The 13,301-nt window shown below is 76.6% G+C and carries 12 protein-coding genes; 3 read left to right on the forward strand and 9 right to left on the reverse strand.

Annotation, left to right across the window (positions count from 1 at the left end):
• The first annotated feature begins 61 nt into the window (after window positions 1–61).
• Window positions 62–334 carry a hypothetical protein gene (locus ABD158_RS11095; protein ID WP_344007115.1) on the forward strand — a complete coding sequence of 91 codons (273 nt, stop codon included), beginning with the start codon at window positions 62–64 and terminating at the stop codon, window positions 332–334.
• Window positions 331–492, forward strand: a complete 162-nt coding sequence (locus ABD158_RS11100; protein WP_344007117.1) for a hypothetical protein — start codon at window positions 331–333, stop codon at window positions 490–492. The genes ABD158_RS11095 and ABD158_RS11100 overlap by 4 nt, the downstream gene beginning before the upstream one ends.
• Here ABD158_RS11100 and ABD158_RS11105 read toward each other — a convergent pair.
• The 9 genes from ABD158_RS11105 to ABD158_RS11145 all read right to left on the reverse strand — a co-directional run bounded on the left by ABD158_RS11105 (window position 438) and on the right by ABD158_RS11145 (window position 12,344).
• The gene (locus ABD158_RS11105; protein ID WP_344007119.1) at window positions 438–1,664 is read right to left on the reverse strand and encodes a glycosyltransferase family 4 protein; all 1,227 of its coding nucleotides are present in this window, start codon (window positions 1,662–1,664) and stop codon (window positions 438–440) included. The two genes, ABD158_RS11100 and ABD158_RS11105, sit on opposite strands and share 55 nt — an antisense overlap.
• Window positions 1,661–3,991 (reverse strand): glycosyltransferase, encoded by a 2,331-nt coding sequence (locus tag ABD158_RS11110; RefSeq protein WP_344007121.1) that lies wholly within the window; start codon window positions 3,989–3,991, stop codon window positions 1,661–1,663. Before ABD158_RS11110 ends, ABD158_RS11105 begins: the two co-directional genes overlap by 4 nt.
• Window positions 3,988–5,064 carry a glycosyltransferase family 4 protein gene (locus ABD158_RS11115; protein WP_344007123.1) on the reverse strand — a complete coding sequence of 359 codons (1,077 nt, stop codon included), beginning with the start codon at window positions 5,062–5,064 and terminating at the stop codon, window positions 3,988–3,990. Before ABD158_RS11115 ends, ABD158_RS11110 begins: the two co-directional genes overlap by 4 nt.
• A complete protein-coding gene (locus ABD158_RS11120) occupies window positions 5,061–6,638 on the reverse strand; it encodes an O-antigen ligase family protein (RefSeq protein WP_344007125.1) in 1,578 nt (525 codons plus the stop codon). The genes ABD158_RS11115 and ABD158_RS11120 overlap by 4 nt, the downstream gene beginning before the upstream one ends.
• Window positions 6,635–7,345, reverse strand: coding sequence for a hypothetical protein (locus tag ABD158_RS11125; protein WP_344007127.1), 711 nt, complete (start codon window positions 7,343–7,345; stop codon window positions 6,635–6,637). Before ABD158_RS11125 ends, ABD158_RS11120 begins: the two co-directional genes overlap by 4 nt.
• 137 nt (window positions 7,346–7,482) lie before the next feature.
• Window positions 7,483–8,475 (reverse strand): hypothetical protein, encoded by a 993-nt coding sequence (locus tag ABD158_RS11130; protein ID WP_344007129.1) that lies wholly within the window; start codon window positions 8,473–8,475, stop codon window positions 7,483–7,485.
• A gap of 52 nt (window positions 8,476–8,527) precedes the next feature.
• Complete coding sequence (locus ABD158_RS11135; RefSeq protein WP_344007131.1) at window positions 8,528–9,514, reverse strand: hypothetical protein; 987 nt, start codon at window positions 9,512–9,514, stop codon at window positions 8,528–8,530.
• A gap of 110 nt (window positions 9,515–9,624) precedes the next feature.
• On the reverse strand, window positions 9,625–11,232 hold the full coding sequence (locus tag ABD158_RS11140) for a hypothetical protein (RefSeq protein ID WP_344007133.1): 1,608 nt from the start codon (window positions 11,230–11,232) through the stop codon (window positions 9,625–9,627).
• A 155-nt stretch (window positions 11,233–11,387) separates the two neighbouring features.
• Window positions 11,388–12,344, reverse strand: a complete 957-nt coding sequence (locus ABD158_RS11145; protein ID WP_344007135.1) for a phosphotransferase — start codon at window positions 12,342–12,344, stop codon at window positions 11,388–11,390.
• A gap of 65 nt (window positions 12,345–12,409) precedes the next feature.
• Between ABD158_RS11145 and ABD158_RS11150 the strand changes: the two genes are divergently transcribed.
• The gene (locus tag ABD158_RS11150; protein WP_344007137.1) at window positions 12,410–13,219 is read left to right on the forward strand and encodes a MerR family transcriptional regulator; all 810 of its coding nucleotides are present in this window, start codon (window positions 12,410–12,412) and stop codon (window positions 13,217–13,219) included.
• Window positions 13,220–13,301 lie beyond the last annotated feature (82 nt).

The raw sequence follows: 13,301 nt of genomic DNA on the forward strand, positions 1-13,301 counted from the left end.
CCGCCGGCGAGATGGTGCTGGTCGACCTGTCCGACGAGACGCTCGCGGGGCGACGGCACGGGTGCGGGAGTCCTGCGACACCCCGGTCCGTGCCGTCCGCACCCGGGTCGACGACGCCACCGCGGCCGTCACCGAGATCGGCGCCTGCGACCTGTTCGTCTGCTTCCACGTGCTCGAGCTGGTGCCGACCGAGGCCCACGGTCTCGCGGTGCTCGACGCCGCCGCCGCGCTGCTGCGCCCGGGCGGGCTCGCCGTCGTCCGGCTCAAGTACGACGACGGAGCGCCGGGCACCGGAGCCGCCGCCGCGGCTACCGCCGCGACCTGGCCAACATGACCACCTACACCGTGCCCGACTCCTGGGGCCACGCGGCGGCCGCCGGGCTCGAGCCCCGCACGGTCACCCTCGTGCCGCGCAGCGACCTCGACGAGCGGTACGCCTACCTGTCGGCCACGCGGCCGGCCCCGGGCGGGCCGCCCAGCAGCCGCTCGTAGAACCCCAGCAGGCGCCGGCGGGACTCCGCCCACGACAGCTCGTGCTCGACGCGGGCCCGACCCAGTCGGCCCATCTCCTCGCGCCGGGCCGGGTCGTCGAGCAGGTCGGCGACGGCACCCGCGAAGCCCTCGACGTCGTCGTCGGGCACGTAGACCGCGGCGTCCGCCGCCGAGACCCGCGCCTCGACGAGGTCGAAGGAGACGATCGGCCGGCCCATCGCCATGTACTCGACGACCTTGTTCATCGTCGAGACGTCGTTGAGGGGGTTCTTCGGGTCGGGCGAGAGGCAGACGGTCGCCGTCGAGAGGCAGCGCTGCACGTACTCGTCGGGGACCCGGCCGGGGAACTCGACGACGTCGTCGAGGCCGAGCTCGCTGCTCAGCGCGCGCATGTCGGCGAGCGCGTCGCCGGCGCCCATGAACACGCAGTGGAAGTCGTCGCGGCCCCGGGCGCGCAGCGCCGCCACGGCCCGCAGCGCGTAGTCGACGCCGTCCTGCGGCCCCATCACCCCCAGGTAGGCCAGGAGGTGCTCCTTGCCGCGGTGCAGCGACGGGTCCGGGTCCCGTCGCACGAACCGGTCCAGGTCGGGCCCGGAGCGCACGACCTCGATCCGGTCGGCCGGCACCCCGCCGCGACGCCGGGCCACGTCGCGGTAGCTCTCGTTGGTCGAGATCACCCCGTCCGCGGCCGCGAAGGTCAGCCGCTCGACCAGGCGGGTCGCCCAGTAGAGGGCACCGCGACGGGCGTCGTCGAAGCGCGACAGGAACAGCTCGGGCACCAGGTCGTGGTGGTCGAAGACGAACCGGGCGCCGCGCGGCCGCAGCACGAGCGCGACGAGGAACAGCAGGTCCGGGGGGTTGCAGGCGTGCACCACGTCGACCGGGCCCTCGCGACGCACCCGCAGCGCGAGCCGCAGCGTGTGCCACAGCGCGAGGGCGTACTCCCGTGGGTAGCCGAGCGCGCCCGCCGTCGCGGGCCGCAGCGGGTAGCGCAGCACCCGGATCCCGTCGACGTCCGCCTCGGGCTCGGTGTCCTGGGTCGTGCCCCGCGGGCAGATGACCGTGACGCGGTAGCCCGCCTCGACCAGCGCGCGACTCTCCTGCGTCACCCGCCGGTCCAGCGGGACGGACAGGTTCTCCACCAGCACCAGCACGTGCGGTCGCCGTGTCATCGGTCCTCCTCGGTCCCCCGGCCCCCGCGGCGGGCGAGCAGCCCGACCACGAGGTCCTCGTAGCCGCGAGCGGTGCGCTCCACGGCGAAGTCGTGCTCGGCGCGCACCCGTGCAGCGCGCCCGGTCGCGAGGCGTCGGTCCTCGTCGGCGGACAGACCCACCAGGGCGGCGGCCAGCGCGCCGGTGTCCCCCACGTCGACGAGCACGCCCTCGCGGCCGTCCTCGACCAGGTCCGCGAGCGCCCCGCAGCGCGTGGCCACCACGGGCACGCCCGCGGCCATCGCCTCCAGGACCGTCAGCGGCGCGGCCTCGTGCACCGACGACAGGCAGGCCACGTCGAAGCCGGGCAGCAGCGCCCCGACGTCGCGCCGCACGCCCGCGAACAGGACGGCGTCGCCGATCCCGAGCCGTACGGCGAGGGCGCGGAGCTCGGCGTCCCGCTCACCGCCGCCGACGACGACGAGTCGCGCCCGGGGCACGGCGGCCCGCACCGCCACGAACGCCTCGAGGAGCACGTGGTGGGCCTTCTGCGCGCTCAGGCGCGCCACGATCCCGACCACGAAGGCGTCGTCGGGCAGGCCGAGCGCGGCCCGCGCGGCGGCACGGTCGGCCGCGGTCGGGGGCGGGGCGAGCGGGATCCCGTTGGGCACCACGACCTCGCGCGTGCGGCTCCAGGGCCGGGCGCCGACGCCCTCGTGGCGGTGGAGGTAGTCGCCCTGGCTGGGCGCCAGCAGCACCAGCGCCGAGACCCCGCGCAGCGTCGCGACGGTCGAGGGCGGCAGCACCCGGCCACCGAGGGGCACCAGGTCCATGTCGTGGGCGGCGACCAGCACGACGCGGACACCGGCCAGGCGCGCCGCGATGCGGCCGAGCACCAGCGAGGCCCGGTGGTGGTGGGCGAGCAGGACCGCGTCGGTGCCGGAGGCGCGGAGCGCGCGGACCAGCCGCGGCAGCGTGCGCACGTCGAACCGGCCGCTGCGCCCCAGGGCCCTCACCCCGACGCCCGCGGCACGGAAGTCGCCGGCGAGCGGACCCTCCTCCCGCAGGCACACCAGCGACGGCGTCACCCGGGAGCGGTCCATCGCCCCGAACGCCCGCAGCGTGACGATCTCGGCGCCCCCGACCGCGGTCGTGTCCATGACCGCGGTGAGGCCGACCGGCCGTGCCGGGGCGGGCGGTCCCGGCGACCCGTCCGGGAGGCCCACCACCGCGGCGAGGGTGTGCTCGAGGTCGGTGACGTTGCGCGCCAGGGTGAAGTGCTCCTCCACGCGCGTGCGTGCGGCTGCGCCGTAGGCACGGCGCCGCGCCGGGTCGGCGAGCAGCTCGGCCACCCGTCGCGCCAGCGGCTCGGGGCGTCGCGACGGGACGACGTGGCCGGTGACGCCCTCGACGACGATCTCCGCGACCCCGCCGACGTCGGTGGCCACCGCCGGCACCCGGGACGCCATCGCCTCGAGCAGGGAGACCGGGAAGCACTCGACGGTCCACGAGGACAGGACCACGACGTCGCTGGCGGCCAGCACCTGCGGCACGTCGGTGCGGTGGCCGGCGAAGACCACGCGGTCGCCGAGCCCCAGCTCGACGGCGAGCCGCTCGAGGTCGGCGCGCCGCGCCCCGTCGCCCACGACCAGGAACCGCGCCGCGGACACCCGCCCCGCGACCTGCTGGGCGGCCCGGAGGAACAGCTCGTGGTCCTTCTCGGGGCGCAGCGCCGCGAGGATCGTGACCACGAGGTCGTCCGGCCCGAGCCCGAGCCCGGTGCGCACCGCGCGCCCGGCCGCGGCGTGCTCGGGGCGGCCGAACGCCTCGACGTCGACGCCGTTGTGGACGATCCGCACCTTGCGCGCGGGGTGGCGCAGCTCGCCGGTCAGGTAGGCGACCTGGGCGCGGGCCACCCCGAGGTAGACGTCGGTAGCGGGCTCGAGCGCGGCGTCGACGACGGTGCGCACGCGCCCCCGGGGCTCGGTGTCGGAGCAGTTGTGGACCCACACCACCCGGTGCGGCACCCGCGCCAGGACGGCCGCGAGCCGCCCCACGGTCTCGGCGCTGTAGCCGCGGCAGACCACGACGTCCGCGCGGGTGCGGCGCAGCTCGCGGGCGAGCGTCCAGACGCTGCGCAGCACCTGCCGCTTGGCGTGCCGCAGCGCTCGGGCCGGGGCGAGCGCCGCGGCCTCGTCGTACAGCGCGCCGGGCTCGCCGAGGCACACGACCCTGCCCTGCAGCCGCGCCGGGTCGGCGCCGCCCAGCACCGAGACCAGGTTGCGCTCGGCCCCGCCGGCGGCGAGGTCGGGCACCACGAAGGTCGCCCGGACGGGGCGGGTCGTCATCGGTCGCTCCGGCCGGTCAGCTCGCGGTAGAGCGCGTCGAGCCGGCGCGAGGTCACGGCCACGTCGAAGTGCTCCAGCACCCGGGCGCGGGCGCCGGCGCCGAGCCGCTCGCGGGTGGCGGGGTCGCCCAGCACCTCGACGAGCGCGTCGGCGAGGGCCGCGACGTCGTCGGGTGGCACCAGCCGGCCGCTGGTGTCGTCGACGAGGTCCGGCAGGCCGCCCACGGCGGTGGCGACGACCGGGCGCGCGTGGGCCATCGCCTCCAGCACCGCCATCGGGTGGCCCTCGGCCCGCGAGGGCAGCACCAGCACGGCCGCGCCGTCGAGTAGGCGCGCGACATCGTCGGGTCCCACCCACCCGGGGGTCTCGACGACGTCGCCGAGGCGTCGCGCGGCCACCTGCCGGCGCAGGCCGTCGAGGTCGCCGTCGCCCGCGACGACCAGCCGGGCGTCGAGGCCCGGCAGCCGCGCCCGGACCTCGGACCACGCGTCGACCAGCACCGGCACCCCCTTGTCGGCGTGCACGAGCCCGAGGAACAGCGCGACGGGCGGCGCGCCCGGTGACGCGATGACCGTCGCCGGCGGCACCACGGCGTTGGGCACGACCTCGATCCGGGCCCCGGGCGCGATCCGGCGCAGCTGGGCGGCCCACCCCGCACCGAGCGCCACGACCACGTCGGCGGACTCCAGGGTGTGGCGGATCCACCGCCGCAGCCAGCGGGGCGCGGCGTCGTGGAAGTCGGCGAACCCGCCGCCGTGGACGTGGACGACGACCGGCACCCCGCGGCGGCGGGCGAGGAGCGCGAGCACGGACTTGCGCGCGAAGCTGCCGCGCGAGGCGGTGTGCAGGTGCAGCAGCGCCGGGGGCCGCACCGCGAGGCGCAGCCCGACGACGACGAGGCTGCGGGCGAACAGCGCGAGCCTCGCCACGGCGGAGCCGTCGGTGTGGGTGGCGACGTGCCGGATCCCCCACGTCGACCACAGCGGCGTGGCGCGCACGCTCCGCACGTACGACGCGACGCCACCGCGGGTGGTCGTCGCGGTCGAGGCCCAGAGCACCCCGCGCCGCCTCACCCGACCACCGTCGCGGCGGCCGCAGCGGTCCCGGGCTCCCGGGTCGCAGGCCCCCGGCCCTCCTGCTCCGGGCCCGCACCCTCCTGGCGGGCCCCGGCGGAGCGGCGGCGCCACCAGCAGTGGCCGATCGCCGAGCCGGCGAGGGTCATCACCATCAGGTTGGTGACGTCGAACAGGCGCTGGTCGACGGTCGCGCCCGTGACCAGCCACGACACCAGGGCCAGCAGCGCCAGCGTGGCGTAGTCGCGTCCGCCGACGTCGCCCGCGGCGCCCCCCGGCACGTCGTCGGACTGCGGCGGGGTGCGTCGTACGGCGTGCACGAGCCGGGCGGCGACGAGGCCGACGACGCCGAGCCAGAGCGCGGCGCCCACGAGGCCGAGCTCGGCGGAGATCCCGAGCAGGTCGAAGTGGGCGGCGAGGCCGTAGCCCCGCTCCCACGGCACCTCGGGCGTCAGCTGCCGGTGGTGGTAGGTGTTGACCGAGGGGAAGCGACCGATCCCCCACCCCAGCAGCGGCCGCTCGCCGGTGGCCCAGATCGCGGTGGCGTTGATGTTGAGCCGGTCGAGCAGCTCGTTGGAGCTGGTGACGCCGCCCGCGGAGCGGTCGTCGCTGGTGAACGTCGACCAGTTCACGGCCACCCCGACGGCCCCGGCGGCCAGCGTGAGCACGAACCCGGTCCGCCAGCCCCGGGCGACGACCGCGCCGAGGAGCACGACGACGGCCAGGCACAGCCAGGCCGAGCGGGTGTAGGTGAGCAGGACGCCGTAGGCGCAGGCCGCGGCGACGACGGCGGCGGCGACCCGCACGCCGCCGCGCACCGCGGTGCGGGAGGCCACGAGGACCGACGCCAGGTAGCCGAGCACGAGCACCAGCCCGTGGACCACCGGCTGGTAGACCACGCCGACCGCGCGGCCGGGCCACTCCGGGTGGCCCAGCGCGTACGACGGCCACACCAGCGCGGCGGGCCCGTGGAACTGCAGGATGCTCACGAGCGCCGAGTAGCCGCCGATGCCCATCAGGAGCACCACCAGGGTGCGGACCGCCCGCTCGCGGCCGAGGCACGCGACGCCGACGAGGAGCATGGTCAGGGGCATGACGGTGCCGATGAGCACGAAGCGCCACACCTCGATCTCCCCGCCGTACGTCGGGTAGACCGCGTCGTAGGTGTGCGGCAGGACCATCGAGAGCACGTTCCAGCCGACGTACGCCGCGACCAGCAGCCCGAGGCCGCGCAGCGGCGGGACCGGGCCGCCGCGGGTGCGCCACCACAGCCCGACCGCGAGCAGGACGCCGCCGTAGGCGAGCACGAAGGGGTCCGTCGGCAGCGGGCCCGTGGGCACGGCCAGCCGCAGGAACGCCGCCACGAGCAGGTACGACGTGGCCACGACCGGGCTGGCGAGACCGGCCGCGACGGCGACGAGGCCCACCACGCCCACCACGAGCAGGACTCCGAAGGCGTCGGGCACGACGACCACGGCGCCCGCGAACCCGAGGGCGAGGACGGCGAGCACGGCCAGCTCCGGGCCCGCCGCGCGCAGGCGCGCCGGAACCACCGTGCGCGTCGCGGGGGTCATCGCGAGGTGCCGCGCCGTCGCCGCCGACCACCCAGGAGCACCGCGAGGACCACGCCGAGCAGCAGCCCGCCGACCAGCCCCAGGCCGACGTTGCGCACCACGCTCGGCGCCTCGGTCGCGACGCCCGCGTCGAGCTGGAGCTCCTGGAGCTGGTCGGTGCGGTCGGCCTCCAGCCGGATCAGCTCGGTGCGCAGCGCGTTGACCGTGCCGGAGTCGTCGCCGTCGGTGCTCCGGCGCGCGTCGATGCGGTTCTGCAGCTCTGCGATCTTGGCCTCCTGCTCGGTGGCCCGGACGTCGTTGATGTCGGCCTGGAAGGCCCGCGCCGCCGCCGCCGCGGAGACCCGGGCGACCTCGGGGTCGTCGGCCGTGGAGGAGATGACGAGGATCGGGCTGGCCGCGGCGGCACGGGCGGACAGCTCCACCGGCTCCTCGACGCCCGCGTCGTCGAGCAGCTGCGCCTGGTAGGCGGCGTCGTCGAACAGGTCGACGTAGCCCTGGACGAGCACGGCGTCCTGGTCGGGCGAGCGGTTGTTGGAGCTCACGATGAGCGAGGAGCGGCCGGTGTAGGTCGTCGGGGTCAGCACCGTGGCCGCGACCGCGGCCGCGAGCGCCAGGACCACGACGGCAAGGACGAACCAGCGGTGACGCGACAGGTCCGACGCGACCGCCGCGACCGGACCCCGGTCCTCCGGGCTCTCCTCGCGCACCACGTGCACCTCCCCTGGCTCGCCGTCGCGCTCACGACCGTGCCGGCGGACCCCCCGCTGCGCACCGCGCCCATCGTAGGCACCGGGTGGGACCCGGCGCCGGGGAGTCGCGAAGTCCGCGTCGGAGGGCCGGTGGCCTAGTCGGCGACCTCGGTGGGCAGACCGATGTCGCGGTTGCCGGCCCACGGCCGGACCAGGTCGTAGGTCTCGTGGCGCTGCGCGTAGGCGAAGCAGCCGGAGTCGACGTAGGCCTGCAGGCCCTCGTCGGTGCGGGTCACCGCGAAGTTGATCGCCCGACCCTCGGTCACCGGCGACTCGGCCGCCCACTGGGGCGAGCAGGCGTAGTCGGTGAAGAAGGCGACGCCGGTGTCGTGGTTCTCCACGAAGCCGCCGTCGGCCAGCGCGTTGCCGTGCTGCTCGGGATCGGGGTAGCCGCCCCCCGCGCCGGCGAGGTCGCCCGCGGTCCACGTGCCGTTGACCACGACCACCAGCCCGTGGGCGTCCGCGACCCGACGGAAGGTGCGCGTGAGCGCGATCGCCCCGTCGCGGTAGGCCTGCTGGGCCTCGGGGCTCCAGGAGTCCCAGTCGATCTCCGGGAACCAGGAGCGGGAGCCGACGTCGTCGGCGAACCAGCCGGCCATCCGGGGGTTCTCGGCGACCATCGTCTCCAGGACGCACGGCAGCTTGTCCTGCAGCACCGACCCGACCCGGAAGTCCGCGAGCGAGCCGTAGTCGTTGGCCACCGGCGAGCCCGGCCAGTCCGGTACCGCCGGGCCGCAGGCCGAGGCCCCGAGCAGCAGCCGGTGGTAGCGGCCGTAGGCGTTGTCGATGACGGGGTCCAGGTAGAGCAGCACCGACCCGCCCGCCCGGGAGACCTCGGCGAACGCCGGGTCGTCGAAGTTGTCGCGCCCGGCGACGACCAGCCCACCGGGTCGCGCGTAGGCCTCGACGCCGGCGGTGTCGCCGTACACGAGCGAGGCCGGCTGGGTCGGCGAGCCGTCGGCGACGACCTCGGGGGCGGTGTCGTCGGGGCCGCCGGGCCCACCACCCGGCAGGGCCCCGCAGGCGCTGAGCGCGAGCACGAGCACCGTCAGCAGCACGCCGCGCGCGCGGGGCACCGGCCTGCTCATGCCTCGATCGTAGGTCGGCGCCCCAGGTCCGGACGCCCGCCGGAGGCGGCGCTCAGGGGCGGGTGACGCGGTGCGGGAGACCGGTCGGGCGGAACCGGCCCCAGACCCGGGCCCGCTCGTAGGTCGTCTGGGTGGCGGCGAAGGCGTAGCAGCCGCTGCGGGCGAAGGCCCGTCGGTCGGCGTCGGTGGAGGCGATCGCGAAGTTGAACTGCGTGCCGCGGGTGACGCTGGAGGCGTTGGCCCACTGCCGGGCGCAGGGGTAGGTGCGCCCCCAGAAGGCGTCGGGCCGGTGGTGCTCCGCGATCGTGCCGTCGGCGAGGGCGTTGCCGGACGCGGACGCCGTCGGGTAGCCGCCGCCCTTGCTGTGCACCGATCCGCCCTCCCAGGTCCCGTTGACGAGGAAGACGAGGCCGTGGCGGTCCGCGACCCGACGGAAGGTCTTGGCCGCGGCGATCGCGCCGGCCCGGTAGGCCTGGCGGTTGCGGGCGCCGAACGCGTCCCAGCTGAAGCCCCGGAACCACGAGCGGGAGCCCAGGTCGTCGGCGAGGAAGCCGGCGATGTGGGGGTTCTCGGCGACGATCCGGCGCAGGACGCACCCGAGCTTGCGCTGGACGACCGAGCCGGGGCGGAAGTCGTTGAGGCGGCCGTAGGAGTTGGCCCGCCAGTCCCCGGGCCAGGCCCGCGTCGCCGGACCGCACACCGAGCGACGGTTGAGCATCGCGTGGTAGCGGCCGTGGTCGTTGTCGATGACGGCGTCGAGGTAGACCAGCACCGTGCCGCCGCGGCGCGAGACCCGCTTCATGGCGGCGCTGCCGTAGTTCTCGCGGCCCGCGATCACCAGCGCCCCGCGCTCGGCGTACGGCGCCGCGGCCCCCGGGTTGCCGTAGGCGACGAGGGCGGGCTGGGTGAAGGAGTTGTCGACCTCGGCGGCGGCGGGTGCGGCGGGCGCCGCGGCGAGCAGCGCCCCCGGGAGCGCGAGCAGCAGGGCACGGACGAGCCAGGTGCGGGCACGGGTGCCCGAGGGGGTCGTGCTGGGCATGGTGTCTCCGAGACGCTGGGGGGTGAGCGCGACCCTACGTCAAGGAATCCTGGTCGTCCCCGCAAGAAAACCTCAACATCGCGTTCACCCCCGGTCGCCCGGCCCGCCGTTCAGCCGCGCCCACCGACCTTGTGAGGCAGGCCGGTCCAGCGGAACGGGCCCCACACCGGCGCCCGGTCGTAGGCCTGCTGGGTCGCGGTGAAGGCGTAGCACCCGGTCGCGGCCAGCTGCCGGCGCACCGACTCGTCGCGGGTCACGGCGAAGTTGAACGCCATGCCCCTGGTCGTGGCGGACGCGTCGGCCCACTGCTCGGCGCAGGGGTAGGCGCGGCCCCAGTAGCCGTCCGCCTCGTGGTTCTCGGCGAAGGCGCCGTCGGCCAGCGCGTTGCCGTGCTGGGACGCGACGGGGAAGCCGCCCCCGGCGCTCTCGAGGCTGCCGCCGCCCCAGGTGCCGTTGACCATGAACACCAGCTGGTGGCGGTCCGCGACGCGGCGGAAGGTGCGCGACAGCTCGATCGCGCCGTCGCGGTAGGCCTGGCGGTTGGCGGCACCGAACCCGCTCCAGCTGAAGCCGCCGAACCAGGAGCGCGAGCCGAGGTCGTCGGCGAAGAAGCCGCCGATGTGGGGGTTCTCGGCCACGATCGTCTCCAGGACGCACTCCATCTTGCGCTGCACGACGGAGCCCGGGCGGAAGTCGTTGAGCATGCCCCAGTCGTTGGCCCGCCAGCCGCCCGGCCAGGCCTGCGTCGGGCCGCCGCAGCTCGAGGCGGTGTTGAGCAGCTGGTGGTAGCGGCCGTAGGCGTTGTCGATGACGGCGTCGAGGTAGACCAGGACGGTGCCGCCCGCGGCCGAGACGCGCGTCATCTCGGCGGAGTCGTAGTTGTCGCGACCGGCGACGACCAGCGCGCCCTCCGCCGCGTAGGACGCGACCTCGCGGGGGTGGCCGTAGGCCACGATGCCCGGCTGCGACACCGAGTTGTCCATCGCCCGCGGCGGCTCGGGCTGCGGCTCCGGCTGCGGCTCGGGCTGCGGCTCCGGCTGCGGCTCCGGCTGCGGCTCCGGCTGCGGCTCGGGCTGCGGCTCGGGGGTGACGCGGACGACGGTGCGCCGCACCACGTGGTTGGTGACCGCGACCCGGCTGCCGCGGGCGGCGGCGCGGACGGTGAGGACCGTCCGGACCCCCGCGGTGCCCTCGGGGACGTCGAGCTCGGCGCCGACCGTGCGCCAGCCGAGGGGGCCGGTCAGGAACCGTCGGCTGTCGGCCTCGCCGAGCGTCGCGCCCGAGGCGTCGCGGAAGGTCGCGGACAGGGTGGTCAGCGCGCCCCGCGAGGTCCGGACGTCGGCGGAGACCAGGGCCCGGGCGGCGTCGACGAGGGGGGCGTCGGGGAGCGCCACGGTGACCCCGCTCGCCCGGACCCGGGCCGACGCGGCCCAGCGGGCGCCGCGGTGGGGCCGGACCGCCGTGCGACGCAGGGAGGCGACGCCGGCGACGGGGCGGTAGCCCGCCCGGCCGCGGTCGAGGCGCGGGTTCGGGGAGGCGTTGCGCTCGTCCGCCGGCGCCGCGGTCGTCGTGCTCGGCGCGGGGCCGGTGGAGGGCACCACGGCGGGGACGGCCGCGAGGGCCGGGGCGGCGCCCAGGGCGAGCGAGGCGACGAGCCCGGCGACGAGGCCGGTGGCGCGGCGTCGGGGGCGCGCGGGCAGGGCAGGACGAACCGACATGGGTGCTCCGGGGCAGGCGAGGAGGGGGAGGCGCGGCGGCCGCGGGAGGGGCTGCGCCCCCGGCGGGAGAGGTCCGCGGAACTTCAAGGAACACTCAAGAATGTAGGTCGGTCGGCGCCGGGGCGCGGGGGAATCGCGAAACTCGTCGGCCCGTCTCAGGGCAGCAGGCGCACCGCGCTGTCGAGGAAGGTGCGCCCCATCGCCGTCGCCCCGAAGTCGACGACGTGCAGCCCGGTGCTGACGCGCTCGAGGAAGCCCCACGCCTCGATCCGCGCGGGGTCCGTGCCGGTGCGCTCGCCGAGCCGGGCGCACCACCCGGCGACCAAGGCGCGGGGGTCCTCGCTGCGGCGCACCCGGTGGGTCCACTCGCGCACCAGCACGCCCAGGTCGTACGCCGGGTCGGCCCGCACACCGTCGGGGTCCACCAGCGCCCAGCCCTCGCCGCGGCGCAGGACGTTGGCCGGGTGCGGGTCGCCGTGGCAGGGCACCCAGCGCCCCGGGTCGTCGGTCGCCGCGAGGTCCCTGGCGAGCGTGAGCGCGTGGTCGCGCACCGCCGGGTCGCAGACCCCGGGGTGCCGGGCGTCGGCCTCGCGGACCAGCGCGGCGAGCACGACGGCACGGCTCCGCGGCCCCGGGGTGACGGCGGCGTCGCCGGCGTCGGCGGTCCCTGCCGGCACCGGCACCCGCCAGGCGGTGCGCAGCAGGTCGGCCACCACGTCGAGGACCTGCTCGGGCGGCAGCAGTGCGGCGTCCAGCGACGGCCCGAGTGACTCGAGCAGCAGGGCGGGACTGCCGTCCGCTCCCCCGTCGTGCGCGAGCAGGCGGACGTAGCCGCGGCCGTCGGCGGCGGCCAGCACCGCGGCCTCCCGGGCCAGCGCCGCCTCCTGGCCGGGCAGCGCGACCTTCACGACCCGCTCGTCGCCCCCGCCCGTGCGGCCACGCACGACGTACGACGCCGACCCGCCGGGCAGCCCCCGGCCCAGCTCGAGGTCCCAGGCGGCGGCGAGCTCTCCGAGACGACCGGGCAGGGCCTCCACCCACGCCGCGCCCACGTCGCCCAGACCGGCGACCCGCGCCCGGACGAGCGGCTGCAGCCGGGGCGCGGAGGTCACCGGGCGAGTCTCGCGCACGGGATGCTTGACCCTCACACGGTGTCAGGCGGTCCGCTGAGGGGGTCATGTTGAACATCGGAGAGTTCGCCCGACTGGCCGGGGTGTCCGTGCGGATGCTGCGGCACTACGACCAGCTGGGCCTGCTGCGACCGCACCGCGTCGACCCCCACACCGGCTACCGCTCCTACACCGCCGCCCAGCTGGACCGCGCCAACCACCTCGTGGCGCTGAAGGACCTGGGCTTCGGGCTGGACCGGGTCGCCGAGCTGCTGGAGGCCGACGCCTCGGGCGGCGACCGGGTGGTCGCGCTGCTGCGGGAGCGACGGGACGAGCTGCGTGCGCAGATCGCGGTGGACCGCGGTCGCCTCGCCCGGGTCGAGGCGCGGCTCTCCACGATCACCAAGGAGCACGAGATGACCACGACCCCGACCTACACCGAGACGTCGCTGCCCGCGCTGCGACTCGTCCAGTCCTCCGCCCACGTGGCCGACATGGGCGCCATCGAGGCCGAGATGGGCCTGATGTTCGGCCGCGTGAACGAGGCCGTCGCCGCGGCCGGCGCCACCCGCACCGGACCCGGCGTCGCCCACTACACCGAGGAGGACGAGGGGCTGCGCGCGGCCGCCGCCGAGCAGGTCGACGAACCCGTCGCGGGCCTCGAGAGCGCCGACCTGCCGGCCGTGGGGCGCGCCCTCGCCACGACGTACGACGCCGCGGACCTCTCGGGCATCGCCGGCGCCTGGCAGTCCCTGGTCACCGAGGTCGAGCGTCGCGGCCTGACCCCGCGGGGCACCTGCCGCGAGGTCTACCACGCCACGCCGTACGAGCCCGGGGGCACGCGCTGGGTCGTCGACCTGCAGCAGCCCGTCGGCTGACCCCGACGCCCCGCCTCGGGCCCCGGCGGCGCTCCCGGCCGCACCGGCACGCGACAGGACCCCCCGCCGCTGAGGCGGCGGG

Source organism: Nocardioides lentus (genome assembly GCF_039529515.1).
Lineage (GTDB): Bacteria > Actinomycetota > Actinomycetes > Propionibacteriales > Nocardioidaceae > Nocardioides > Nocardioides lentus.

What these genes read in the sequence shown, in the direction of transcription:
- ABD158_RS11100 (WP_344007117.1), top strand. Translation starts at nt 331, where the DNA reads ATGACCACCTACACCGTGCCCGACTCCTGGGGCCACGCGGCGGCCGCC.
- ABD158_RS11105 (WP_344007119.1), bottom strand. Translation starts at nt 1,664, where the DNA reads ATGACACGGCGACCGCACGTGCTGGTGCTGGTGGAGAACCTGTCCGTC.
- ABD158_RS11150 (WP_344007137.1), top strand. Translation starts at nt 12,410, where the DNA reads ATGTTGAACATCGGAGAGTTCGCCCGACTGGCCGGGGTGTCCGTGCGG.
- ABD158_RS11110 (WP_344007121.1), bottom strand. Translation starts at nt 3,991, where the DNA reads ATGACGACCCGCCCCGTCCGGGCGACCTTCGTGGTGCCCGACCTCGCC.
- ABD158_RS11135 (WP_344007131.1), bottom strand. Translation starts at nt 9,514, where the DNA reads ATGCCCAGCACGACCCCCTCGGGCACCCGTGCCCGCACCTGGCTCGTC.
- ABD158_RS11130 (WP_344007129.1), bottom strand. Translation starts at nt 8,475, where the DNA reads ATGAGCAGGCCGGTGCCCCGCGCGCGCGGCGTGCTGCTGACGGTGCTC.
- ABD158_RS11120 (WP_344007125.1), bottom strand. Translation starts at nt 6,638, where the DNA reads ATGACCCCCGCGACGCGCACGGTGGTTCCGGCGCGCCTGCGCGCGGCG.
- ABD158_RS11140 (WP_344007133.1), bottom strand. Translation starts at nt 11,232, where the DNA reads ATGTCGGTTCGTCCTGCCCTGCCCGCGCGCCCCCGACGCCGCGCCACC.